26 protein-coding genes are annotated in these 22,128 nt (G+C 65.2%); 15 read left to right on the top strand and 11 right to left on the bottom strand.

All coding sequences use genetic code 11. The features are described from left to right. Positions 1 to 8: 8 nt before the first annotated feature. Both GN330_RS04235 and GN330_RS04240 read right to left on the bottom strand, forming a co-directional pair. Positions 9 to 380 carry a YkvA family protein gene (locus GN330_RS04235; RefSeq protein ID WP_156711392.1) on the bottom strand — a complete coding sequence of 124 codons (372 nt, stop codon included), beginning with the start codon at positions 378 to 380 and terminating at the stop codon, positions 9 to 11. A gap of 181 nt (positions 381 to 561) precedes the next feature. Then, complete coding sequence (locus tag GN330_RS04240) at positions 562 to 873, bottom strand: 4a-hydroxytetrahydrobiopterin dehydratase (RefSeq protein ID WP_156711393.1); 312 nt, start codon at positions 871 to 873, stop codon at positions 562 to 564. A gap of 50 nt (positions 874 to 923) precedes the next feature. Here GN330_RS04240 and GN330_RS04245 point away from each other — a divergent pair, with 50 nt between their 5' ends. Then, positions 924 to 1,442, top strand: a complete 519-nt coding sequence (locus GN330_RS04245) for a low molecular weight protein-tyrosine-phosphatase (RefSeq protein WP_156711394.1) — start codon at positions 924 to 926, stop codon at positions 1,440 to 1,442. On the opposite strand, the gene thpR is transcribed toward GN330_RS04245, so the two are convergent. Both thpR and GN330_RS04255 read right to left on the bottom strand, forming a co-directional pair. Then, entirely contained in the window at positions 1,346 to 1,942 is a 597-nt protein-coding gene (gene thpR, locus GN330_RS04250) for an RNA 2',3'-cyclic phosphodiesterase (RefSeq protein ID WP_156711395.1), read from the bottom strand. The two genes, GN330_RS04245 and thpR, sit on opposite strands and share 97 nt — an antisense overlap. A gap of 92 nt (positions 1,943 to 2,034) precedes the next feature. After that, the gene (locus tag GN330_RS04255) at positions 2,035 to 2,688 is read right to left on the bottom strand and encodes an arylesterase (RefSeq protein WP_156711396.1); all 654 of its coding nucleotides are present in this window, start codon (positions 2,686 to 2,688) and stop codon (positions 2,035 to 2,037) included. A gap of 88 nt (positions 2,689 to 2,776) precedes the next feature. On the opposite strand from GN330_RS04255, the gene GN330_RS04260 reads away from it, so the two are divergent. The 4 genes from GN330_RS04260 (at position 2,777) to GN330_RS04275 (ending at position 7,687) form a co-directional block, all read left to right on the top strand. Continuing rightward, positions 2,777 to 3,472 (top strand): ABC transporter ATP-binding protein, encoded by a 696-nt coding sequence (locus GN330_RS04260; RefSeq protein WP_343040252.1) that lies wholly within the window; start codon positions 2,777 to 2,779, stop codon positions 3,470 to 3,472. Positions 3,473 to 3,482: 10 nt separating this feature from the next. Beyond that, positions 3,483 to 6,032, top strand: coding sequence for an ABC transporter permease (locus tag GN330_RS04265; RefSeq protein ID WP_156711397.1), 2,550 nt, complete (start codon positions 3,483 to 3,485; stop codon positions 6,030 to 6,032). A 230-nt stretch (positions 6,033 to 6,262) separates the two neighbouring features. Continuing rightward, positions 6,263 to 7,006, top strand: a complete 744-nt coding sequence (locus GN330_RS04270; protein WP_156711398.1) for a Bax inhibitor-1/YccA family protein — start codon at positions 6,263 to 6,265, stop codon at positions 7,004 to 7,006. A gap of 108 nt (positions 7,007 to 7,114) precedes the next feature. Further along, a complete protein-coding gene (locus GN330_RS04275) occupies positions 7,115 to 7,687 on the top strand; it encodes a GNAT family N-acetyltransferase (RefSeq protein WP_156711399.1) in 573 nt (190 codons plus the stop codon). A gap of 35 nt (positions 7,688 to 7,722) precedes the next feature. Here GN330_RS04275 and GN330_RS04280 read toward each other — a convergent pair whose 3' ends face one another. Then, positions 7,723 to 8,112: a DUF2794 domain-containing protein gene (locus tag GN330_RS04280; protein WP_156711400.1), complete on the bottom strand. Its 390-nt coding sequence runs from the start codon at positions 8,110 to 8,112 to the stop codon at positions 7,723 to 7,725. Between the two features lie 401 nt (positions 8,113 to 8,513). Next, on the bottom strand, positions 8,514 to 9,275 hold the full coding sequence (locus GN330_RS04285) for a DUF1223 domain-containing protein (RefSeq protein ID WP_156711401.1): 762 nt from the start codon (positions 9,273 to 9,275) through the stop codon (positions 8,514 to 8,516). 135 nt (positions 9,276 to 9,410) lie between these two features. Here GN330_RS04285 and GN330_RS04290 point away from each other — a divergent pair, with 135 nt between their 5' ends. After that, positions 9,411 to 10,076, top strand: a complete 666-nt coding sequence (locus GN330_RS04290; protein WP_156711402.1) for a ceramidase domain-containing protein — start codon at positions 9,411 to 9,413, stop codon at positions 10,074 to 10,076. Positions 10,077 to 10,102: 26 nt separating this feature from the next. On the opposite strand, the gene GN330_RS04295 is transcribed toward GN330_RS04290, so the two are convergent. Both GN330_RS04295 and acnA read right to left on the bottom strand, forming a co-directional pair. Further along, positions 10,103 to 10,453, bottom strand: coding sequence for a VOC family protein (locus tag GN330_RS04295; RefSeq protein WP_156711403.1), 351 nt, complete (start codon positions 10,451 to 10,453; stop codon positions 10,103 to 10,105). An 88-nt stretch (positions 10,454 to 10,541) separates the two neighbouring features. Further along, entirely contained in the window at positions 10,542 to 13,235 is a 2,694-nt protein-coding gene (gene acnA / locus GN330_RS04300; RefSeq protein ID WP_343040254.1) for an aconitate hydratase AcnA, read from the bottom strand. 276 nt (positions 13,236 to 13,511) lie between these two features. Between acnA and ccmA the strand changes: the two genes are divergently transcribed. The 6 genes from ccmA (at position 13,512) to GN330_RS04330 (ending at position 16,852) form a co-directional block, all read left to right on the top strand. Further along, complete coding sequence (gene ccmA, locus GN330_RS04305) at positions 13,512 to 14,117, top strand: heme ABC exporter ATP-binding protein CcmA (RefSeq protein ID WP_156711405.1); 606 nt, start codon at positions 13,512 to 13,514, stop codon at positions 14,115 to 14,117. Between the two features lie 46 nt (positions 14,118 to 14,163). Beyond that, positions 14,164 to 14,829, top strand: coding sequence for a heme exporter protein CcmB (gene ccmB / locus GN330_RS04310; protein WP_156711406.1), 666 nt, complete (start codon positions 14,164 to 14,166; stop codon positions 14,827 to 14,829). 6 nt (positions 14,830 to 14,835) lie between these two features. Beyond that, positions 14,836 to 15,252: an ACT domain-containing protein gene (locus GN330_RS04315; protein ID WP_156711407.1), complete on the top strand. Its 417-nt coding sequence runs from the start codon at positions 14,836 to 14,838 to the stop codon at positions 15,250 to 15,252. Positions 15,253 to 15,333: 81 nt separating this feature from the next. Beyond that, positions 15,334 to 16,107 (top strand): heme ABC transporter permease, encoded by a 774-nt coding sequence (locus tag GN330_RS04320; protein ID WP_156711408.1) that lies wholly within the window; start codon positions 15,334 to 15,336, stop codon positions 16,105 to 16,107. Further along, positions 16,104 to 16,277, top strand: a complete 174-nt coding sequence (ccmD, locus tag GN330_RS04325) for a heme exporter protein CcmD (protein ID WP_156711409.1) — start codon at positions 16,104 to 16,106, stop codon at positions 16,275 to 16,277. Before GN330_RS04320 ends, ccmD begins: the two co-directional genes overlap by 4 nt. Next, positions 16,274 to 16,852 carry a DsbE family thiol:disulfide interchange protein gene (locus GN330_RS04330; protein ID WP_156711410.1) on the top strand — a complete coding sequence of 193 codons (579 nt, stop codon included), beginning with the start codon at positions 16,274 to 16,276 and terminating at the stop codon, positions 16,850 to 16,852. The genes ccmD and GN330_RS04330 overlap by 4 nt, the downstream gene beginning before the upstream one ends. A gap of 100 nt (positions 16,853 to 16,952) precedes the next feature. Here GN330_RS04330 and rplS read toward each other — a convergent pair whose 3' ends face one another. Next, positions 16,953 to 17,456 (bottom strand): 50S ribosomal protein L19, encoded by a 504-nt coding sequence (gene rplS, locus GN330_RS04335; protein WP_156711411.1) that lies wholly within the window; start codon positions 17,454 to 17,456, stop codon positions 16,953 to 16,955. A gap of 327 nt (positions 17,457 to 17,783) precedes the next feature. Between rplS and GN330_RS04340 the strand changes: the two genes are divergently transcribed. Then, on the top strand, positions 17,784 to 18,539 hold the full coding sequence (locus GN330_RS04340) for a sulfite exporter TauE/SafE family protein (protein WP_156711412.1): 756 nt from the start codon (positions 17,784 to 17,786) through the stop codon (positions 18,537 to 18,539). Here GN330_RS04340 and trmD read toward each other — a convergent pair. Next, positions 18,521 to 19,219 (bottom strand): tRNA (guanosine(37)-N1)-methyltransferase TrmD, encoded by a 699-nt coding sequence (trmD, locus tag GN330_RS04345; protein WP_425487150.1) that lies wholly within the window; start codon positions 19,217 to 19,219, stop codon positions 18,521 to 18,523. The genes GN330_RS04340 and trmD overlap by 19 nt on opposite strands. After that, the gene (gene rimM / locus GN330_RS04350) at positions 19,219 to 19,824 is read right to left on the bottom strand and encodes a ribosome maturation factor RimM (protein WP_156711414.1); all 606 of its coding nucleotides are present in this window, start codon (positions 19,822 to 19,824) and stop codon (positions 19,219 to 19,221) included. Before rimM ends, trmD begins: the two co-directional genes overlap by 1 nt. A 160-nt stretch (positions 19,825 to 19,984) precedes the next feature. Here rimM and GN330_RS04355 point away from each other — a divergent pair, with 160 nt between their 5' ends. Beyond that, positions 19,985 to 20,923, top strand: a complete 939-nt coding sequence (locus tag GN330_RS04355) for a tyrosine recombinase XerC (protein WP_156711415.1) — start codon at positions 19,985 to 19,987, stop codon at positions 20,921 to 20,923. A gap of 73 nt (positions 20,924 to 20,996) precedes the next feature. Beyond that, positions 20,997 to 22,067 carry a TraB/GumN family protein gene (locus GN330_RS04360; RefSeq protein ID WP_156711416.1) on the top strand — a complete coding sequence of 357 codons (1,071 nt, stop codon included), beginning with the start codon at positions 20,997 to 20,999 and terminating at the stop codon, positions 22,065 to 22,067. Positions 22,068 to 22,128: the final 61 nt, after the last annotated feature.

Genomic DNA, 22,128 nt, shown 5'->3' on the forward strand with positions numbered 1-22,128 from the left:
AAAGGCCGTCAGTCCTGTTCGTCGAGAAATTCCCGCGCCGCCTTGCGATGGGCAGGCTTGATATGGCCGCGAATCGCCGTCATTGCGGCCGTCAGCACGGCCATGTCGTCGGTGAAGCCGAACCCGACCAGAAAATCGGGGATCGTGTCGAGCGGTAGCACGAAATAGGCAAGCGCGGCGAGCAAAACGCCCCGCACGCGGGTCGGGGTCTTGTCGTCCAGCGCGCAATAATAGGCGGCGATCACCTCGTCCATGAACGGGATCTGGCGCGCCGCGCGCCGGACCGTACGGCGCAGATTGTCCCGCACACGCTGCCTGCGCCTGCCGTTTTCGGCGTCGCTGGCGGGGACCAGCATCTCGGCGATGCGATTATCGTCCATCATGCTCTCCATCGCCGCAAATGTGGTGCCGTTTGCGCCGGCATGCAAGACCGACCGACATCCAGGAATCGCCGCGGACACAGACAAGCTAATGATTTCGCGATGATTTCTGGCTCAATATCGGCGTCGTCATCGTCGAACCCGAGTGAAGCGCGCTGCGATCCATCGCGCGTTATCCGCGTCAGGATGGGCGGCTCCGGCCATCCGCGCAGGCATCGATCTTCCTGGCAAGCGTGATATCAAGCTCGGTCAGGCCGCCCGCATCATGCGTCGAAAGCGCGATATCGACCGTCTTGTAGACGTTCGACCAGTCGGGATGGTGATCCATCTTTTCCGCCGCGAGCGCGACCCGCGTCATGAAGCCGAAAGCCTCGCTGAAGTTTCTGAACACGAAGCTTTTCTGGATCGCGTCCCGATCCGGAGCCCGTTGCCAACCTTCCAGGCTGGCGAGAGCCGCGGCAACTGCCGCCGCATCGAGTTTTTCGCGTGTCATCGTCAAATCCCGTTCTGTCGGCTGCCGATTTTCATGATAACCCAGACGCCATGACCGCGCAGCCCCGCCATTCCGTCCTGTTCGTCTGTCTCGGCAATATCTGTCGCTCGCCGCTGGCCGAGGGCGTTTTCCGGCATGTGCTGGAAAACCGTGGCGTCGCCGGGCGCTTTCTGGTCGATTCGGCCGGAACCGGTGGCTGGCATGCCGGTTCGCCGCCGGATCCGCGCTCGGTCGAGATCGCCGCACGGCACGGCGTCGACCTGACGGCGCAGCGCGCGCGTCGGATCGCGGACGAGGATTTCGCACGCTTCGACCTCGTGCTTGCCATGGACCGGAGCAACCGGGCCGAGCTGAAGGCGCGGGCGGGAGCGCAAAATCGCGATCGGGTCCAACTGTTGATGCACGTCGCGCTCGGCGACGAACGCGACGTGCCCGATCCGTATTATGGCGGCGCCGAAGGTTTCGAAACGGTCTACCGCATGATCCGGACGGCATCCGAGGCCTTGGCCGAAAAACTCGCCGTGCCCTGGGACGGGCTCGACAAGGGCCACGCCTCCTCAACGAGGTAAGGGCCGCCGCCCACCGATTCGCGCGAAGACATCAGCACGAAACGGCCGACCTTGAACGGCACCGTTGCGAAGTTTCCGCGCCCCGAAAGATAGGCCGCGAGTTCTTGAGGGGCTGCGTTGCGCAGGCGCGCCAGGGTCACATGCGGAGTAAACTTGCGCGGATCGGGCGACGCTCCATGGCGCAGGCAAATCCGGTCGATCTCCGACTGCAGCGCGAAAAGCTCCGGCGACGACGCCACCCCGGCCCACAGTGCATGCGGCTTCTTGGACCCGAACGTGCCGACGCCCGACAGGTTGATCTGGAAACCCTGCCGACGGACCCGGTCGAGGCCGTTGACGATGTCGTCCGCGACGCGGCCAGGCACATCGCCGATGAAACGCAGGGTGATGTGATAATTCTCGACGTCGACCCAGCGCGCGCCGGGCAGGCCGCCGCGCAGCAGGGAGAGCGAAAGGCTCGCATCGCGCGGTATCTCGAGGGCGGTGAAAAGTCGCGGCATGGCTACCTCCTCGAATCGCTCTTCGGACCTCAGCGAATCATCGATTTGCCGCGCCGGCAAGCCCACAAGGCCGGGACTAGGTCAATTTAGCCTCAATCGAGACCGCCAGGCGCAGACTGCAAAGCGCCGAGTTCGTCCTCGACGACCGGCAGCGCAATTTCAACCATCCGGTCCACTCCTTCGGCATTGGGATGCATGCCGTCGGCCAGAAGCAGACCACCATTGGCCGCGACCCCCTCCATGAAGAACGGGATCAGCGCGATATCGTGCTTTTCGGCCAGACGCGGAAAGATGGCGTTGAACGCAGCGGCAAAGTCGGGGCCAAGATTGGGCGCCGCCAGCATGCCGGCAAGCACCACTTCGACCCCGCGTCCCTTCAGGCGGGCGATCATCGTATCGAGATTTTTCTCGGTGATCTCGGGCGGCAGGCCGCGCAGCATGTCGTTCGCCCCGAGTTCGAGAACGACGAGATCGGTATCGTCCGGCACCGACCAGTCGAGGCGCGCCAAGCCGCCGCTGGTCGTGTCGCCGGAAACCCCCGCATTGGTCACGGCGACATCGTGGCCCTTCTTGCGAAGCGCGACTTCGAGCCGTTCGGGAAAGGATTCTCCCGGCGCGAGCTGGTAGCCCGCCATCAGGCTGTCGCCGAGCCCGACGATGGTTGTGGAGGCCGCGGCAACGCCAAGCTGGACAAGCACGGCCAATCCACCGAACGTGAACGCGCGTAAGATTCCTTTGAAACCCATGCTGTATTTCCCATATGAGCCGGACGCGACCTGTCGGGCGCGCCCTGGGATTTCGCCTTGTCGCTTCACCATATAGGATGGCTTTTCCGTGACGAAAGCGGTTATCGAACTGAAGAACGTGTCACTCACGCTGGGCCGCGGGGCGTCGTCCGTTCACGTGCTGAAGGGCGTCGACCTCGAAGTCGCGGCCGGTGAGCGCGCAGGCATCGTCGGGCCGTCGGGGTCGGGAAAGTCCACCCTCTTGATGGTCATCGCCGGGCTCGAAAACGTCGATGCGGGTTTGGTCCATATCGCGGGCGAGGCGCTGGTGGGCCGCAGCGAGGACGAGATCGCGGCCTTTCGCGGCCGTAATATCGGCATCGTCTTCCAGTCCTTTCACCTCATTCCCAACATGACCGCGCTCGAAAACGTCGCCGTGCCGCTGGAGCTTGCCGGCCATGAGGATCCGTTCGCCCGCGCCGCGGCGGAATTGGAGGCGGTCGGGCTCAAGGACCGCGTCACCCATTATCCGGGCGAATTGTCCGGCGGCGAGCAGCAGCGCGTTGCGATCGCCCGCGCGCTCGCGCCGCATCCCAAAATCCTGATCGCCGACGAGCCGACCGGCAATCTCGACCAGACGACTGGCCGCCAGATCGCCGACCTTTTGTTCGCCGAGGCGGCCGAACGCGGCATGACTCTGCTCCTGGTCACGCACGATCCCGCGCTGGCCAAACGCTGCGACAGACAGATCGCCATGCGTTCCGGCCGCATCGAGCCGGCACCGGCCCACGCCGTCTCCGCCTGAGGCCGCGCCGATGAGCCTTGTCCGCACGCTCCGCCTCGCCACCCGCTTTTCACTGCGCGAAATGCGCGGCGGCCTGTCCGGTTTCATGATCTTTCTCGCCTGCATCGCGCTTGGCGTCGCCGCGATCGGGGGCGTCAACTCGCTGGCGCGCGCCATCACTTCGGGCGTGGCCAATGAAGGCCAGGTGCTTCTGGGCGGCGATATCCGCTTCGAACTGGTTCATCGCGAAGCGACGCCCGAGGAGCGCACTTTCCTTGAGAGCTACGGCGCCATCGCTTCCAGCGCCAAGATGCGCTCGATGGCGCGGCTGCCCGACGGTTCCGACCAGACGCTGGTCGAGGTCAAGGCGATCGACGGTCTCTACCCGCTCTACGGCGCGCTGGACACCAGTCCGCAACTTGACCACGAGGCACTGTTTTCCGCCCGCAACGGTGTCCATGGCGCCGCCGCGCCGGCGCTCCTGTTCGAGCGGCTGGCGCTTGAGCCGGGCGCGCGGCTCAAGCTGGGCAACACCGAATTCGAGCTACGCGCGGTGATCGAAACCGAACCCGACCTCGTTTCCGACGGTTTCGGCTTCGCGCCACGGCTGATGATTTCGCTCGACGGCCTGCGGGTCTCGGGACTGATGCAGCCCGGTAGCCTGGTCGAGCACGCCTACAAGCTGCGCCTGCCCGCGGCGACCGGCGAGGCCGGCATCCAGGCGCTTGCCGCGCAGGCGCGCGAGGCCTTTCCCGAAGCCGGCTGGAGCATCCGTTCGCGGGCCAACGCCGCGCCGGCGCTGTCGTCCAACATCACCCGCTTTTCGCAATTCCTGACGCTGGTCGGTCTCACCGCGCTGGTGGTGGGCGGTGTCGGCGTGGCCAATGCGGTGCGCGCCTATCTCGACGGCAAGCGCGGCGTGATCGCGACGCTGAAAAGCCTCGGCGCCTCGAGCGGTCTGGTCTTTACCGTCTATCTCGTGCAGATCATGATCATTGCCGCGCTCGGCATCGCCGCCGGACTGGTCATCGCCGTGGCGGTACCATTCTTCGCCGGCGCCGCGCTCGCCACCGTCCTGCCGGTTCCCACCGAGGCGGCAATCTATCCGGGCGCTCTGGCGATCGCGGCGCTGTTCGGCCTGTTGGTCACGCTCGCCTTCGCGCTGCTGCCGCTCGGGCGCGCCCGCGCCGTGCCGGCCACCGCCCTGTTTCGTGAAATGGGGTTCGAGGCGCGCGGCCTGCCCGCTCCAGCCTATCTGGCCGCCACACTGGCGATCAGCGCCTTCCTGGCGGGACTGGCCGTGTGGTATTCGACCGACCGCCTCCTCGCCGCTTTGTTCGTCGGCGCCACGATCGTCACCTTCATCGTCCTGCGCCTCGTCGGGATGCTGGTACAGGCGCTCGCCCGGCGCAGCCCGCGCGTGCGCTCGACCGCGCTTCGCCTGGCGATCGGCAACATCCACCGTCCCGGCGCCTTGACGCCCTCGGTCGTGCTGGCGCTCGGCCTCGGCCTCACGCTCCTGGTCGCGCTGGCGCTGATCGACGGCAATCTGCGCCGCCAGATCGCCGGCAATCTTCCCGAAAGGGCGCCGAATTTCTTCTTCGTCGACATCCAGAACACCGAGGTCGACTCCTTCGCCGAACTCGTGCAGGCAGAGGCCGGCGACGGCAAGCTGATCCGCGTGCCGATGCTGCGCGGCCGCATCATGGAGTTCAACGGCGTCGACGTGCAGAAGATCGACGTCCCGCCGGAAGGCCGCTGGGTGCTGCGCGGCGACCGCGGCATCACCTATGCCAAGAATATTCCCGAGAACTCGACGCTCGCCGAAGGCGATTGGTGGGCGCCCGACCACGCCGGCGAGCCGCTGGTGTCGTTTGCGGCGGAGGAGGGCCGCGAGCTCGGCCTGAAACTCGGCGACACCATCACCGTCAACGTACTCGGCCGCAACATCACCGCCAGGATCGCCAATTTCCGCAATGTCGAATGGGAATCGCTGGCAATCAATTTCGTCATGGTGTTTTCACCCAACACGTTTGCCGGCGCACCGCACGCATGGCTTGCGACGCTGACAACGCCGGATACGAGCGCGCAGGACGAAGCGCGCATCCTCAACGCCGTCACCCGCGCCTTTCCGACCGTCACCACCGTGCGGGTGAAGGATGCGCTCGACATCGTCAACCGGCTGGTCGGGCAACTCGCCACTGCGATCCGGGGCGCGGCCGCGGTGGCGCTGATCGCCTCGGTGCTGGTGCTTTCGGGCGCGCTCGCCGCCGGCAACCGCGCGCGCATTCACGACGCCGTGGTCCTGAAGACACTCGGCGCCACCCGCAGGACCCTGATGACCGCCTTTTCGCTCGAATACGGGCTGATCGGCCTGTCGACGGCGGCCTTCGCCCTCGCCGCCGGCGGGGCGGCGGCCTGGTATGTACTGTCGCAGATCATGGGACTGCCCGCCATTTTCATGCCCGAGATCGCGCTGTCGACCATCCTGATCGCGCTGGTGCTGACCGTCGGTTTCGGCCTGATTGGGACCTGGCGGGTGCTCGGCCACAAGGCCGCGCCGGTGTTGCGCAATCTGTAGCTGACGGTAGGCGGCGCTAACCATTGATGAACCTTTTTCATCCGACGCAGGCCTAAAGTTCAAAAACCGGGCCTGTGCGACGCCCGGGCGCGGCGAACAGGGCTTGTTCTTGGCCTAAAGAATAATCATATTCTCCGCAGGCATGCTGGAGTCTCGCCAGCGGCGCCTGGGCGTATGACCGCGCGGTCCCGCCCGACACCGGACGAGACATGAGCAGTTAAGAGGAAAACATGGCTGACCTTCGCAACTACAATGCGCGTGTCGCATCGGCGCCCGCCCGCGCCGGCGCGGACATAGACGAGGGGCTGCGCGCCTACATGCTGAAGGTGTACAACCTGATGGCGCTCGGCCTTGCGATCACCGGGCTCGCCGCATGGGGCACCTTCAACTTCGCCGTCGTCGACGGGCAGCTTACGGCCTTCGGGCAGCTCGTTTACGCCTCGGCCTTCCGTTGGGTCGTGATCCTGGCACCGTTGGCGATGGTGTTCTTCCTGTCCTTCAGGATCAACAAGATGAGCGTTTCGGCCGCACAGACGACGTTCTGGGTCTATGCGGGCCTTGTCGGCATGTCGCTGTCAACGATTTTCCTGGTCTATACCGGGACCAGCATCGTACGCACCTTCTTCATCACCGCCACCGCCTTCGGCGGTCTGTCGCTCTACGGTTACACGACCAAGCGCGATCTGTCGGCGATGGGCTCGTTCCTGGTGATGGGCCTGTTCGGCCTGATCATCGCCATGATCGTCAACATTTTCCTGGGATCGTCCGCGCTGCAGTTCGCGATCTCGGTGATCGGCGTGCTGATCTTCGCCGGCCTGACCGCCTACGACACCCAGCAGATCAAGGAAATGTACTATGAGGGCGATGGCGCCGAGGTGGCCGGCCGCAAGTCGATCATGGGCGCGCTGCGGCTTTATCTCGACTTCATCAACCTGTTCATGTTCCTGCTCCACTTCCTGGGCAATCGTGAATAGCTCGGCCGGACAGGCACGATAGCGACGAGGGCGGCCCGGCGGCCGCCCTTTTCTTTTGCCCGCCCGTCTGCTTGAGTTTCTGCCCCTTCGTCCGACAGCGCGTGATCCATGCCCGACGTCGCCATCAGACCCGCCACCGTCTCCGACATCCCGGCCATAACCGCAATCTACGCCGACGCGGTGCTAAATGGCACGGCGAGCTACGAGCTCGAGCCGCCCGGCGAAGCGGACATGGCGGCTCGCTTCAAAGCCGTCAGCGAACCCGGATACCCCTATCTCGTCGCCCGAACCGGCGACGGCATCGTCGTCGGCTACGCTTATGCGGGGCCGTTCCGCCCGCGTCGCGCCTACCGTTTCATGGTCGAGGATTCGATCTATCTCGCCCCGTCAGCACAAGGGCGCGGGCTCGGCCGCCTGCTGCTTGCCCGCCTGATCGAGGACACGACGGCATGCGGCTTTCGTCAGATGGCGGCTGTGATCGGCGACGGCGCCCGCAATCTCGGCTCGGTGAAACTGCACGAGGCGCTCGGCTTCCGCCATGCCGGACAGCTCAAAGGCTCCGGCTTCAAGCATGGCCGCTGGCTCGACACCATTTTCATGCAGTTGGCACTGAATGAAGGCGCCGACGCGTCGCCCGACCCGGACTCCCTTCCTGAGCGCAATTTCCGCGACGGGCTGTGAACCGGTCACGACGCCATCCGGCCTGAAAGCGCTCCTCAGGCTTCCACCAGGCTGAGCCGCTTGTCGAAAACGCCGAGCACGCGCGTCAACTCGTGGCCGCGTTTCATGATCAGCCCGGTCGCGGCGACAACCGAATAGGCGCCCTGCTTGCGCGCCAGTTTCGGATTTTTCACGATCTGGAAAAGGGGCACCTCGCTGGCGCGTCGGAAGACGGAAAACACCGCCCGGTCGGGGAGGTGATCGATCGCGTAGTCACGCCATTCATTGGCCGCGACCATGCGGCCATACAGCCTCAGGATCTGGTCGAGTTCGCGTCGCTCGAAAGTGACGGGGCCTTCCTTTTTTCGATCCCGCCTCGCCTCGTGAAGCGGGATCAGGATAGCGGAACCGTCCGTATCCTCCGCGGAATCGGCGCGTTCGACCATGGGCGATTTCCTTCCATGACAGTTTCGCGACAAAAGCGTCGCCCTTTCATGGGGGAATTGCAAGTCTTCGGGCAAAAATCTTGTATCATCAAAGACTTGACCTGAGCGACAAACGCGTAGGCGGCGGTGGACGCAGCGGCTGCGGTCACGTTCGGGAACACGATGTCGAAATTGGTGATTGGCCGCCACATTCCTGCCGCGAATTATCCCGTTTCCGGCCCCAATAGATGGCGAACATTCACTCGTTGCCTGAGACGGTTCGGTCTGGCGCTGACACTGTAACCCCAAGCCCCCCGCCCACGGTGTCCTCGCTGGGCCGAACCAACCTCAGGCGGCAATTCCTTAAAAAGCGAACGCTTGCTAAAATCGGCCACTACGGCCGCGCGGTCGGCAACTCCACCTCAGCCTTGCGGCGTGTCGAGGATCGCCGCGCCGATGATCGCACCGGGATTGCCGTCTTCGTCGAGCGACTGCAACAGCACCGCGCAGCCCGCTGCGCCGCGTTTCTTGAGTTCGCTCGCCGGAATCTCCACGCGGATTTCCTGCCCGCTCCACATGCCGACGGACTGGATGCCCGAGACGGCGTTCCAGTAGGTGACCGTCTTGCCGGCGTTTTCACCTCGCTTGATCTCGACCGGCGTGACCGGATCGAAAAACACCAGAAGCAGGTTCGCCTTGCGCGCGGTTCCGGGCGCAGCACCCGCCTCGATGATCACGCTTTCGACACCCTCGGACAGGGAAAGATCGACCGTCAGCCCCTTGCCGGCATCTTTGAGCGAGCCGAGCGCCTTTTCGACCTTGCCTCGACTGGCACCGTTCATGTGGACCCGGCCGTTGACGACCGCCTGGGGCGTATAGACCGACCGTTCGCCGAGAGCGCGCGCATATTCGCTTTGACGCCCGGTATTGTCCGCCGTCGCCATCGTGTCGCGCCAGCCGAGATAGTCCCAGTAGTCGACATGGTAGGCCAGCGCCACCACGTCGCCGCTGCGTGCCAGTTCGCCGAGATAGGCATCGGCCTTGGGGCAGGAGTTGCAGCCCTGGCTCGTGAAGAGCTCAACGACACCGCGCGGCCGCGCCTGTTCTTCGCCCTTGGCGGCCGAAGCCAAGCCAAAGAACGCGGCGGCGGCGAACGCCAGCCTCAATCCGCGAAAGAGGTCCATCCGGTATCCGATCGTCTTGCGTCGGCGCCAATGCGCGGTTACCCAACTCTTGAAGACTAGGCCGGCGAGAACTTCAACAGGAAGTCACGTTGCGGTGACCCTTTGCCGCCGTCGCGACGGTCCGAAGGTTAAGGTATGACGAGCGCGCTTTTCGATCCGATCGATATCTATTGCGAACGCACCGGGCCGGAATTGTGGTCTGAACCGCTGAACGCGCTGACCAATCTGGCTTTCGTCGCGGCCGGTCTTTGGGGCCTGCGCGAGGCGCGACGCTGCGACGCCGGTCTCTTCGCGACCGTCCTGTGCTGGTGGGTGATAGCGATCGGCATCGGCTCGGGCCTGTTTCACAGCTTCGCCAACCGCCTCACCATCTGGGCCGACATCGTGCCGATCGCGACCTTCGTACTCGCTTACACGCTCTACAATCTACGCCATTTCCTGCGCCTGTCGCCGGCCTCGTCACTGCTAGCATTGGTAGCGTTTTACGCCGTGGCCGGCCTCGTCACGTGGCTGGTTCCGGACCAGCTGAACGCGGCGACCAACGGCACGCTGGGTTATTTGCCGGCTTTCCTGGCGCTCGTGTTCTTCGGCGCCTTGCTTGTCGTCCGCGGCCACCCCGCCGGTCGCTACAATCTCGCTGCGGCGATGCTTTTCGTCGTCTCGGCAACGTTCCGCGCCATCGATCCCGATATGTGTTCGGCCCTGCCGATCGGCACGCATTTCCTATGGCACACCCTCAACGGGCTGATGCTGGGCGTGCTTCTGGCCGCCACGACGCGTTTTGCCGGCAACCGGCACTGACGGCGCCGACCTCCGGTCGGCCACCCTCAGTGGTGGGCCAGGATATTGACGAGGCGTCCGAACGGGTCGCGCACATAAAACCGCCGCACGCCCCAGGGCTCGTCGACTGGCCCGTATTCGGGTTTGAACCCGGCGGCGGTCAGCCGTTCAAGCGCGGCCTCGACGTCGTCGACCTCGATCGACAGGTCGGGCACCGGCGTGCCGGAACCGCCTTCGGACGCGAAGCTCACCTGCACGCGCGCCTCCTGCGGAGAACCATAGGTCGCGATCCAGCCATGGTCCATCAGTAGGTCGAGTCCCAACGCGTCGCCATAGAACCGGCCGGCGGCGGCGGCGTCCGGCGTGGCGATATTGGCGACGATACGTTTTACCTTCATTTCAGCCCCCCGATCGGTCCGCTTGTCAAAAACGCCTCCCCGGCCCGCGGCAGGGGAGGCGTTTCGTCTTTGTCGGTTTGCGGCGGCGTCAGGCCGCCAGGTCCCGCAGCACATATTGCAGGATGCCGCCATTCTTGAAGTAATCGAGCTCGTCGAGCGTATCGATCCGGCACAGGATCGGCACATCCTTCTGCGAACCGTCGGCATAGGTCACCTTGGCGGTCACCTTCTGGCGCGGCTTGATCGTCTCCAATCCCTCGATCGTGACGGTCTCGTCGCCCTTCAGGCCGAGCGACGCCCAGGAGGCGCCGTCCTCGAGCACGAAGGGGATCACGCCCATCCCGACCAGGTTCGAACGATGGATACGCTCGAAGGACTGGGCTATCACCGCACGCACGCCCAGCAGGTTGGTGCCCTTGGCCGCCCAGTCGCGCGACGACCCGTTGCCGTATTCAACGCCGGCGAAGATCACCAGCGGCACGCCTTCCTGCTTGTAGCGCATCGCGGCGTCGTAGATCGACATCTCCTCCTTGGAGGGATAGTGGATCGTATAGCCGCCCTCGCGACCGTTCTCGCCCAGCATGAAGTTGCGGATGCGGATATTGGCGAACGTGCCGCGCATCATCACTTCGTGATTGCCGCGCCGGGTGCCGTACTGGTTGAAATCCATCACGCCGACGCCGTTATCCATCAGATATTTGCCGGCCGGGGACTGCGCCTTGATGGAGCCGGCGGGCGAGATATGGTCGGTGGTGATCTTGTCGCCGAACAGACCGAGCACGCGCGCGCCCTTGATGTCGCTGATATCGCTGACCGTCTTCGACATGCCGGCGAAATAGGGCGGGTTCTGCACATAGGTCGAGTTGTCGTCCCAGACATAGGTCTCGGACTGCGGTGCCTCGACCGCGCGCCAATTTTCGTCGCCGGCAAAGACCTCGGCATATTTCTTCTCGAACAGGTCGCGCGTGACGTGCTTCTGGATGAAGCTCTGGATTTCCTGGTTGGACGGCCAGATATCCTTCAGGAACACGTTCTTGCCGTCCTTGTCCTGCCCGATCGGCTCCTTGGTCAGGTCGATGGTGACGGAACCGGCGAGCGCGTAGGCGACCACCAGCGGCGGCGAGGCCAGATAGTTGGCTTGCACGTCCGGAGAGATCCGGCCTTCGAAATTACGGTTGCCCGACAGCACGCCGGCCGCGATCAAGCCTTTGTCGTTGATGGTCTTGGAGACCGGGCCGGGCAGCGGGCCCGAATTGCCGATACAGGTCGTGCAGCCGAAACCGACCAGGTTGAAACCGATCTGGTCGAGTTCGGTCTGCAGGCCGGATTTTTCCAGATATTCGGCCACTACCTGGCTGCCCGGCGCCAGCGACGTCTTGACCCACGGCTTCTGCTTGAGACCGAGCCGGTTGGCGTTGCGGGCCAGAAGGCCGGCGCCGATCAGCACTGATGGGTTCGACGTGTTGGTGCATGACGTGATCGCCGCGATCGCCACGTCGCCATGGCCGAGATCGTAGTCCTGGCCCTCGACCTGCCAGCGCTTGTCCTTCTCGGAAGCGTCCTTCTTGTATTCCGAAACCAGCGCCTCCTCGAAGCCGGCGGCGATGCCCTCGAGAGGAATGCGGCCCTCCGGACGCTTGGGACCGGCCATGGACGGCACGACCTCGCCGAGGTCGAGCTCCAGCGTGTCGGTGAAGACCGGGTCCGCGCTGCCGGTCTCGCGGAACATGCCCTGCGCCTTGCTGTAGGCTTCCACCAGCGCGATGCGCTCCTTGGTCCGGCCGGACACGTTGAGATAGTTCAGCGTTTCCGAATCGACCGGGAAGAAGCCGCAGGTCGCGCCATATTCGGGACCCATATTGCCGATGGTGGCCGCATCGGCGAGGGTGAGATCGTCGAGACCGTCACCGAAGAATTCGACGAACTTGCCGACCACGCCCTTCTTGCGCAGCATCTGCACGACGGTCAGCACCAGGTCGGTGGCCGTCACGCCTTCCTTCAGCTTGCCGGTCAGCTTGAAGCCGACGACTTCCGGCAACAGCATGGAGATCGGCTGGCCGAGCATGGCCGCCTCGGCCTCGATGCCCCCCACACCCCAGCCGAGCACGCCCAGGCCGTTAATCATCGTGGTGTGCGAATCGGTGCCCACGCAGGTATCGGGATAGGCGACCGTCTCGCCGTTCTCGTCCCTGGTCCACACGGTCTGGCCGAGATATTCGAGATTGACCTGGTGGCAGATGCCGGTGCCGGGCGGTACGACGCGGAAGTTCTTGAACGCCTGCTGGCCCCATTTCAGGAAGCGATAGCGCTCGCCGTTGCGCTGATATTCCAGCTCGACATTGCGCGCGAAGGCGTTCGGGTTGCCGAACTCGTCGACGATCACCGAATGGTCGATGACGAGATCGACCGGCACCAGCGGATTGATCTTCTGCGGGTCGCCGCCAAGCGCCTTGATGCCATCGCGCATGGCGGCAAGGTCGACGACTGCCGGCACGCCGGTGAAATCCTGCATCAGCACGCGCGCCGGGCGGTAGGCGATTTCGTGGCCGGCCGTGCCCTTATCGTCCAGCCAGGACTTTATGGCCACGATATCGGCCTTGGTGACTGAACGCCCGTCCTCGTTGCGCAGCAGATTTTCCAGAAGCACCTTCATCGAGAAGGGCAGGCGCGAAATTCCGTCCAGTCCGTTTTTCTCGGCCTCGGTCAGGCTGAAATAGGCATAATCCTTGTCGCCGACCTTGAGCGTGCGGCGGCACTTGAAGCTGTCGAGAGATTTTGACACGTGCGATCCCATCCTGGTCTGTTCGGCCAAAGCGGGAACGGACTCCTGTGGCATGCTGCGCAAAGGTGCGGGTACGGCCATTTCCGCTGTCCGCTCCCAGGCGTCACGTCCGTTCAAGGCGGCGGACGCCGGTTCGGCGCAAATTGGTTACCATGCCGACCGCTGGCACGGTTGCCGATCTCTTAGAGACTTTCTAAACAGGTTTCCAGTCTGGGTGCGGGGAATTTTGCCGCACCGCATAGCCGGCCGGGCGCCGGAGGGAATGGCAGGGGTGGAATGCGTCTGGTCGCCGACAACCTTGCCGGAGAACGCGGCGGCGAAACCGTCTTTTCCGGCATCGGCTTCACGCTTGGCGGCGGCGATGCGCTGGTCGTTACCGGACCGAACGGCATCGGCAAGTCGACGCTGTTGCGCGCCGTGGCCGGCCTGCTGCCGCTGGCGGCGGGCCGTTTGGCGCTGGAAGGCGGCGGCGAAAAATGGCCGAACCTCGCCTCGGCATGTCATTATCTCGGCCACCAGAACGCGATGAAGACGGCGCTGACGGTCACCGAGAACCTTGCCTTCTGGCGCGACTTCCTCGGCGAGGCGCATCTGCCGCTCTCCGATGCGCTCGACATGGTCGGCCTCGCCGATATCGGCCATCTGCCGTTCGGCTACCTGTCGACCGGCCAGCGCAGGCGCATCGCGATCGCCCGCCTGCTGGTCGCCTACCGCCCGGTCTGGCTGCTCGACGAGCCGACGGCCGGCCTCGACCGCGCCTCCGAGGCGCAGTTCGCCGACCTGATGGCCGCCCATTGCGAGGATGGCGGCATGATCGTCGCCGCCACTCACCTGCCGCTCGCCTTGGAAAACGCGCAGCAACTGCGGATGGGGAGCGGGTAGCCCGGATGCAGCACCTCGTTTTTCCAGCGTACGGGGGAGGCGCGCAATGCTAGCGCTCTTCCGTCGCGATCTCAGGCTCGGCATCCGCGCCGGCGGCGGCGCGCTGGTCGGCATCCTGTTCTTCCTCGCCGTCGTCGCCGTCATTCCCTTCGGCGTCGGCCCGGATTTGAACCTGCTTGCCCGCATCGGTCCGGCAATCCTGTGGATCGGGGCGCTGCTCGCCGGCCTGCTCGGGCTCGACCGTCTGTTTCAAGCCGACCGGGACGACGGCGCGCTCGACCTGATGGTCCTGAACCGCGACCGGCAGATGCTGGCCCTGGCCATCTTTGTCAAATGCCTGGCACACTGGACGGCGAGCATCCTGCCGCTGGTGGTTGCCGCGCCTCTGCTCGGCCTGTTGATGAACATGTCGCCCGCAGGCATCGGCGCGGCGACGCTGACGCTTCTCTTCGGCACGCCGGCGATCGCCTTCATCGGCGCCACCGGCGCCGCCGTTGCCATCAGCCTGCCGCGCGGCGGGCTGCTGGTTTCCGTGCTTGTTCTGCCGCTGATGATCCCCGTTCTGATCTTCGGCGTCTCGGCCAGCTATGCCGCCATCGCCGATCCCGACCCGTTTTTGCCGCCTTTCCTGCTTATGCTGGCCCTGACGTTGTTTTTCGCGGTGATCGGCCCCGTGGCAGCCGCCACCGCCTTGCGATGGGCGACGGATTGACGCGCCATGCCGGGCGAAACCAACCTTGAAACGCTGCTCGCCACGATGGCTCCCAGGCTGCATGACGAAGCTTTCGCCTACGTAACGATAACGCCGGGAAAGCCCGAACCGGACGGACTCGAGCCGGTTCTGCGCTTCGAAGAACCGGAAGGCACGACGCTGGTCGTGCCGCGCCGGCAGGCGCTCCAAAGTGGCCTCGATCCCGTTTTTGCCTGCAAAATGATCACACTGGAGGTCCATTCCGCGCTCGAGGCGGTTGGCTTCCTGGCTGCGTTGTTGCCGCCTTTGGCTGCCGCGGGCATCGGCGTAAACCCGGTTTCGGCCTATTTTCATGATCATCTTCTCGTGCCGGCCGACCGCGCCGGTGAGGCGGTGGCGATCCTGGAAGGGATCGCCGAAAAAGCGCGCGGCGGGCTCGGCTGACGGCAAATCCGCCCGCTGCAATCACGCTGCTTTGATTGACGTCGATTGCAGAGGCTACCGAGTGGAGTTATTGACAAGACCATGAGCCAAACCGCGATTTCTTCCTCGCGCTGGATGGATCTGGCCAATCCGACGCGTTTTCTCGCCTTTGCCGGCGCGGTCATCCCATGGTTGGCAGGCCTGGCCGTGCTCGTCATCGCGATCGGGCTTTATCTGGGTTTCACCGCACCGGAGGACTACCAGCAAGGCAGCACGGTCAGGATCATGTATATCCACGTGCCTTTCGCCTGGCTGGCCATGATGTGTTATTCGGTGATGGCCATTTCCGCGCTCGGCACGCTTGTGTGGCGCCATCCGCTCGCCGACGTCGCCTTGAAGGCGGCCGCGCCGATCGGCGCCGTCTTCACCGCGTTAGCGCTTCTGACCGGCTCGATCTGGGGCAAGCCGATGTGGGGCACTTGGTGGGTCTGGGACGCGCGCCTGACCTCCGTCTTCGTATTGTTCTTGATGTATCTCGGCCTGATCGCGCTGACCCGCGCGCTCGACGATCCGGGGCGTTCGGCGCGCGCCGCCGCCATCGTCACGCTTGTCGGCGCCATCAACATCCCCATCATCAAATTCTCGGTCGACTGGTGGAACACATTGCACCAGCCGGCTTCGGTCTTCCGGCTCGACGGCCCGACCATCCATTCCAGCCTTTTGTGGCCGCTGCTAATATGCGCGGCCGGCTTCACCCTGCTGTTCTTCACCCTGCACCTGATGGCCATGCGCGTCGAAATCTGGCGCCGCCGGGTTATCGCCATGCACCGCATCAGCGCGCGCCGCGCCGACCGCAAGCAAGGGGCGGGAGCATGACCCACGCGCTCTACGTCGCCGCCGCCTACGGGTTGTCCGCGCTTGCGATCGGCGGCCTGGTTGTATGGACGCTGTTCGACCAGCGCGCCCGCAAGGCCGAACTGGCCGTGCTGGAGGCGCAGGGCGTACGCCGTCGTTCCGACGCCAAGACCAAGGACGCATCCTCATGAGCACCGGTTCCGTCACGCCGCCGCGCAGCAGCCGGCGCTGGATGGTGTTCGTGCCGCTGGCTCTGTTCGTCGCATTGGCCGGACTTTTTCTGCTCCAGCTTCTGTCGGGCCGCGACGGCGCCACCATCCCCTCCGCGCTGATCGGCGCGCCGGCGCCCGAGACCGACCTGCCGCCGATCGAGGGAACCGAGATGCCCGGCCTGTCGAGCAAGGAATTCGCCGGCCGCGTGACGGTGGTCAATATATGGGCGTCCTGGTGCGCGCCCTGTCGCCAGGAACATCCGCTGCTGATGCAACTGGCCCGCGACGAGCGGATCACGATCGCCGGGTTGAATTACAAGGACGAAGCCGAGAACGCGCGTCGTTTCCTCGGCGAGCTCGGCAATCCCTACGCCGCCGTGGGCGCCGACGGCACCGGCCGCACGGCGATCAACTGGGGCGTCTACGGCGTTCCCGAAACCTTCGTGGTCGGACGGGACGGCACCATCCGCTTCAAACATGTCGGTCCGCTCAGCCCGCAAAGCCTGACCGGCGATCTCATGCCCGCGATCGAAAAAGCGCTCGCCGCGCAATAGCCGCGCCTCACAGCATCAAGGCTGCAAGCGGCCGATACTGCCGACACCACTAAAAAAGGCGGCCCGAGGCCGCCTTTTCGATTGGGAGCGAGGCTCCGTTCTATTCGCCGCCGCTCTTTTCGGCAGCTTCCGCGGCGGCCTTTTCGGCAGCCAGCGCCTGCGCGGCGGCGACCTTCTCAGCCTCCACACGCGCCTTTTCGGCGAGCATGGCCTGGCGATCGTTTTCATTCAGCTTGCGCGCGCGCACGCTGGTGTTCTCCGTGATGCGGGCCGACTTGCCGCGGCGGTCACGCAGATAATAGAGCTTGGCGCGGCGCACCTTGCCGCGACGCACGATCTCAACGCCCTCGACCATCGGCGAAAAGACCGGGAAGACGCGCTCCACGCCTTCGCCGTAGGAGATCTTGCGGACGGTGAAATTTTCCTGGAAGCCCGATCCCGAACGCGCGATGCACACGCCCTCATAGGCCTGCACGCGGGTGCGGGTGCCCTCGGTGACGCGCACCTGGACGCGCACGGTGTCGCCGGGCTCGAATTCGGGGAGCTTGCGCTTTTCTTCGATCTTCGCGGCCTGCTCGGCCTCAAGCTGACGGATGATGTCCATCGTCTCAAACCTCTTCCTTGTTCTCGACAGCCAGAGCGCCCAGCGTTTGCCCTCAGTCCTGTGACCGGGCGGCAATGCCGTCACGCCGAAAGGCGCGGCGGCAGGGGCGAATTCACCGTTCTTGTTGACGGCTCCGGAAGACGGTTCCTCCGGTCGGCGGGCTCATACACGCTTCAAGCCGGTTTGTCACCCGCCGAACCGCGATTTCTCGCCGGATCGACGCGGCGGCGCGCATTGCCCGTCTCCAGATAGAGCCACGCCCTTGCCTAGCAAGACGTCTGCGCCTAACACCGGCGCATTGCACTCGAAATCGTTCCGGATCGCACCTTGGATATTCTTTCAGCCGTTCTGCTTTTCCTGGCCGGGTTCCTGTCCGGCGCCATCAACGCCGTCGCAGGCGGCGGCACGTTCCTGACGTTCGGCGCGCTGACGCTTGCCGGCGTCGCGCCGATCTCGGCCAACGCCACCTCCTCGATCGCCCAGTTTCCGGGCTACGTCACCTCAACGCTCGCCTATTGGAGCGACATCCGCCAAATGTGGCGCGGCGTGCTGATCTTCTGCGCCGTTTCGGCCGTCGGCGGCCTGGCTGGCGCGCTGATCCTTTTGTCGCTCGATAACCCCTCCTTCCGTGCGCTGGTGCCCTGGCTGCTGATCGCCGCGACCGCGCTGTTTGCCGCCGGGCCGTGGCTGAAACCGAAACCGCGCGGCGATGCCACGCCCGCGCGAACCGGTTCGCTGAAGGGTTGGCTGGTCCAGTTCGTCACCGCAATCTATGGCGGTTTCTTCGGCGCCGGCATGGGCATCATGATGCTTGCCACGCTCGGCCTGACCGAAAACGGCGACTATCACCGCCTCAACGCACTGAAAAACATGCTGTCGATCATCATCGCGATCGTGGCGATCGTGGTTTTCGTTTCCGGCGGCGTGGTCTCCTGGCTCGAGGTCGCCTTCATGGTGCCCGGCGTGGCGCTGGGCGGCTATGCCGGCGTCTGGGCGGCCAGGCGCGTACCGCTATGGAGCGTACGCGCCTTCGTGATCGCGGTCGGGCTGTTCCTGGCCGGCTATTATTTCGTCACCGGCTGAGGCCCGGACAGCAGGTCCGGCCGGCGCTCGGCCGTCAGCCTTTCCGCCTCGCCACGCCGCCAGGCGGCGATCCTGGCGTGGTTGCCCGAGGTCAGCACCTCCGGAATCGGCCGGCCCTCGAAATCCTGCGGGCGGGTATAATGGGGATGTTCGAGCAGGCCGTTCTCGAAACTTTCCTCCGTGCCGGAGGCCGCGTTGCCCATCACCCCGGGCAAGAGCCGCACCACGGCGTCGAGCAGCACCAGCGCCGCCGGCTCGCCGCCCGACAGGATATAGTCGCCGATCGACACCTCCTCCAGATCGCGCGCGTCGATGATGCGCTGATCGACGCCCTCGAAGCGCCCGCACAAGATCATCGCGCCCGGACCGGTGGCCAGCGTACGCACCCGCTGCTGCGTCAGTGGCCGGCCGCGCGGGCTCATCAGCAGTTTCGGCCGTGCGTCGCCCTGCGGAGCGACAGCGTCGATCGCCTTGGCCAGAATGTCGGGCCGCATCACCATGCCGGCACCACCGCCGGCCGGCGTGTCGTCGATCGTGCGATGGCGGTCGCTGGCGAAATCGCGGATCTGCACTGCCTCCAGCGCCCAGTCGCCGCGTTCGAGCGCTTTGCCCGCCAGCGACAGGCCGAGCGCGCCGGGAAACATATCCGGATAGAGCGTGAGAACCGTGACCCGAAACATCAGCGATTGCCCCCCGACGTTTTCGACCCGCGCGAACGTCCGGTCGCGGTGGGGCGTCCGCGCCGGCCGGGTCGTGCACCATCCTCGTCAGCGTCGTCGAGCCCGGCCGCGATCCGGTCGAGCACCACGACCCGCCCACCGAGATCGACGGACGGCACCGCCGCCTTGGTAAACGGCACCAGCACGCTGCCGCCACCGGGCCGGGTGATGTCGAGAATGTCGCCGCCGCCATAGTTGAGCACCGCCTTGACCGTACCAACCGTCGCGCCCTCCCGGTCGACCGCGTCGAGGCCGACGAGATCGGCATGATAGAATTCCTCCTCGTCAAGGTCGCCCGGCAGTGCGGTGCGATCCACGAACAGCGCCGTACCGTTGAGCGCCTCTGCCGCCGTGCGATCCGAAACCCCCTCGAAACGCGCCACCAGCATCGAATTGTGCGGACGCAGATCGAGAATATCGAAACGCCTGCCGGTCTCGTCGTAAAGCGGACCGTAGTCGGCGATGGCCATCGGGTCGCCGGTGAAGGTTTTGACCCGAACCGCGCCCTTGATGCCTTGCGCCGCTCCGATCACGGCCAATTGCACGGGTGTTTCGGGTCTTGCCATCGCGCCTGTTCCAGAACCGTTCGAGAAGGCCGCGCCCTCGCCGGCGGCCTGTTTCCTTCCCTATCGGCTGACGCCCGGCAATTCAATTCGCATCGGCTTCACCTTGCGCTAACCCGGGCGGGCGACACTCTGTGCCCATGATGGAGTTCGCATCTCACGCATGACCGACTATCTCGTCATCGCCCGGCCCGACCTTATCGCCGCCCGCGAGGAATGGTTGGGCACGCTCAGGCATGAAAGGCGGCTCGCGCCGCTGACACTCGATGCCTATGAGCGCGATACGCGCCAGTTCCTGCAATTTCTGACCGGCCATTGCGGCGGCGCGCCCGGGCTCGCGGCCATTGCCGATTTGCGCCCGGCCGATCTGCGCGCCTTTCTGGCCTGGCGACGCCGCGAGGGCGTGGGCGCGCGCTCCCTCGGCCGTGGCCTGGCCGGCATTCGCTCGTTGCTCAGGCATCTGGAACGGCGCGGCCTGGTCAACGCCGCCGGCGCCGGCGCGCTCCGGGCGCCGAAACAACCGCGCTCGCTACCGAGACCCCTCAAGGCCGACGAGGCCCGCCGGCTGACGGCGGCGAACGAACAGCTCGCCGAAGAGCCCTGGATCGCGGCGCGCGACGCTGCGGTGATGGCGCTTCTCTACGGCTGTGGCCTGCGGATATCCGAAGCGCTCGGCCTGGCCGGCGGCGATTTCGGCGCGCGGCCGCCGGCCAGCCTGCGCATTACCGGCAAGGGCGGCAAGCAGCGCCTTGTACCGGTGCTGCCCGCGGTCGCCGAGGCGGTGGCCGCCTATCGCCGGCTGTGCCCCTATGCGCTCGCTGACGACGGACCGCTTTTCCGCGGCGTGCGCGGCGGACCGCTTGCCGCCGCGATCGTGCAACGCGCCATGCGCCGGCTGCGCGGCGCACTCGACCTGCCCGACGATGCGACCCCGCACGCGCTGCGCCATTCCTTCGCCACGCATCTGCTCGGCCGCGGCGGCGATTTGCGCACCATCCAGGAATTGCTCGGCCACGCCAGCCTGTCGACCACCCAAATCTATACCGGCGTCGACACCGAGCGGCTGCTCGAAGTCTACGGCAAAGCCCATCCGCGCGCCTGACCGGGATTGAACCCCGCGAATTTACCTCCTCGCTTTAACGGTTTCGCCGCTTTTTCCCACTAGGTTTTCGACCATGAACCGTTCGATTGCCACCGCCGAGCACTTCGCAGGACTGTCGCTGAAGCTGATCGCGGCCGTAAACATCCTGTTTTTGCTGACCTTTCTTCTCGTTACGGCGCTCGCCATGACACGCGCCGACGCGCAGGAGACCGCCTGCACCGGACAGGACCTCCTGGAAATGCTTGCGAAGGAGGATCCCGCCGCGCTCGACCGGCTCAAGGCGGAGGCGCAACGAACGCCGAACGGCCAGGGTTTGCTCTGGAAAGTCGAAAAGGAGGGCACCGCGCCCTCCTTTCTTTTCGGCACTATGCACCTGACCGATCCGCGCGTGATCGAGCTCACGCCCGCCGCCGACGCCGCCTTTGAAGGCGCGTCCACCATCGTCATCGAGACCACCGAGGTGGTCGACCCCGCCGTGGCAATGACGGCGATGATGGAACGTCCGGATTTGATGATGTTCACGGACGATAAGACGATCTTTTCCTTCATGAGCGACGACGAGGAAACAGACGTCCGCACGGCGCTGGAAAAGCGTGGCATTCCCCCCGTGAGCATCCAGAAGATGAAACCCTGGATGCTCGCCTCCGCGATCGCTCTGCCGGCCTGCGAGATGGCGCGCAAGGCGACCGGCGCGCCGTTCCTCGACATCAAGCTTGCCAGGCGCGCCGAGGAAGAAGGCAAGACGCTCGGCGGGCTCGAGACGTTGGTCGGCCAGCTCGACGCGATGGCGTCCCTGCCGATGGAATTCCACGTGCGGGGCTTGATCGAGACCCTCAAGCTCGGCCCACGCATGGACGATATTTTCGAGACCATGATCCTGCTTTACGAGCAGGAACGCATCGACATGATCTGGCCGCTGTTCAAGGTGGTGCTCCCGGCCGGCGACGACGGAGATGCCACTGGCTACGCCGCTTTCGAGGAAGCGATGATCACCACGCGCAATCGCACCATGGCCGACAATACCGTTGCCTTTCTCGACGAGGGCAACGCCTTCATCGCCGTCGGTGCGCTTCATCTACCGGGCGAAAAGGGGCTCGTCGCCCTGCTACGCGAACGCGGCTACCGCGTAACGCGTATTCCCTGAGGCGTCCGTGCGGAGCGAAACCGGCTTGGCCCGGCGGGCAAGGCCGAGGCCGGTGCGGACC

Source organism: Nitratireductor arenosus (assembly GCF_009742725.1).
Lineage (GTDB): Bacteria > Pseudomonadota > Alphaproteobacteria > Rhizobiales > Rhizobiaceae > Mangrovimarina > Mangrovimarina arenosa.

What these genes read in the sequence shown, in the direction of transcription:
- thpR (WP_156711395.1), bottom strand. Translation starts at nt 1,942, where the DNA reads ATGCCGCGACTTTTCACCGCCCTCGAGATACCGCGCGATGCGAGCCTT.
- GN330_RS04265 (WP_156711397.1), top strand. Translation starts at nt 3,483, where the DNA reads ATGAGCCTTGTCCGCACGCTCCGCCTCGCCACCCGCTTTTCACTGCGC.
- ccmD (WP_156711409.1), top strand. Translation starts at nt 16,104, where the DNA reads ATGACCCACGCGCTCTACGTCGCCGCCGCCTACGGGTTGTCCGCGCTT.
- GN330_RS04270 (WP_156711398.1), top strand. Translation starts at nt 6,263, where the DNA reads ATGGCTGACCTTCGCAACTACAATGCGCGTGTCGCATCGGCGCCCGCC.
- GN330_RS04290 (WP_156711402.1), top strand. Translation starts at nt 9,411, where the DNA reads ATGACGAGCGCGCTTTTCGATCCGATCGATATCTATTGCGAACGCACC.
- GN330_RS04295 (WP_156711403.1), bottom strand. Translation starts at nt 10,453, where the DNA reads ATGAAGGTAAAACGTATCGTCGCCAATATCGCCACGCCGGACGCCGCC.
- GN330_RS04315 (WP_156711407.1), top strand. Translation starts at nt 14,836, where the DNA reads ATGCCGGGCGAAACCAACCTTGAAACGCTGCTCGCCACGATGGCTCCC.
- GN330_RS04280 (WP_156711400.1), bottom strand. Translation starts at nt 8,112, where the DNA reads ATGGTCGAACGCGCCGATTCCGCGGAGGATACGGACGGTTCCGCTATC.
- GN330_RS04240 (WP_156711393.1), bottom strand. Translation starts at nt 873, where the DNA reads ATGACACGCGAAAAACTCGATGCGGCGGCAGTTGCCGCGGCTCTCGCC.
- GN330_RS04355 (WP_156711415.1), top strand. Translation starts at nt 19,985, where the DNA reads ATGACCGACTATCTCGTCATCGCCCGGCCCGACCTTATCGCCGCCCGC.
- ccmB (WP_156711406.1), top strand. Translation starts at nt 14,164, where the DNA reads ATGCTAGCGCTCTTCCGTCGCGATCTCAGGCTCGGCATCCGCGCCGGC.
- GN330_RS04285 (WP_156711401.1), bottom strand. Translation starts at nt 9,275, where the DNA reads ATGGACCTCTTTCGCGGATTGAGGCTGGCGTTCGCCGCCGCCGCGTTC.
- GN330_RS04255 (WP_156711396.1), bottom strand. Translation starts at nt 2,688, where the DNA reads ATGGGTTTCAAAGGAATCTTACGCGCGTTCACGTTCGGTGGATTGGCC.
- GN330_RS04275 (WP_156711399.1), top strand. Translation starts at nt 7,115, where the DNA reads ATGCCCGACGTCGCCATCAGACCCGCCACCGTCTCCGACATCCCGGCC.
- GN330_RS04330 (WP_156711410.1), top strand. Translation starts at nt 16,274, where the DNA reads ATGAGCACCGGTTCCGTCACGCCGCCGCGCAGCAGCCGGCGCTGGATG.
- ccmA (WP_156711405.1), top strand. Translation starts at nt 13,512, where the DNA reads ATGCGTCTGGTCGCCGACAACCTTGCCGGAGAACGCGGCGGCGAAACC.
- GN330_RS04360 (WP_156711416.1), top strand. Translation starts at nt 20,997, where the DNA reads ATGAACCGTTCGATTGCCACCGCCGAGCACTTCGCAGGACTGTCGCTG.
- GN330_RS04245 (WP_156711394.1), top strand. Translation starts at nt 924, where the DNA reads ATGACCGCGCAGCCCCGCCATTCCGTCCTGTTCGTCTGTCTCGGCAAT.
- GN330_RS04235 (WP_156711392.1), bottom strand. Translation starts at nt 380, where the DNA reads ATGGACGATAATCGCATCGCCGAGATGCTGGTCCCCGCCAGCGACGCC.
- rplS (WP_156711411.1), bottom strand. Translation starts at nt 17,456, where the DNA reads ATGGACATCATCCGTCAGCTTGAGGCCGAGCAGGCCGCGAAGATCGAA.
- GN330_RS04320 (WP_156711408.1), top strand. Translation starts at nt 15,334, where the DNA reads ATGAGCCAAACCGCGATTTCTTCCTCGCGCTGGATGGATCTGGCCAAT.
- trmD (WP_425487150.1), bottom strand. Translation starts at nt 19,219, where the DNA reads ATGTTTCGGGTCACGGTTCTCACGCTCTATCCGGATATGTTTCCCGGC.
- rimM (WP_156711414.1), bottom strand. Translation starts at nt 19,824, where the DNA reads ATGGCAAGACCCGAAACACCCGTGCAATTGGCCGTGATCGGAGCGGCG.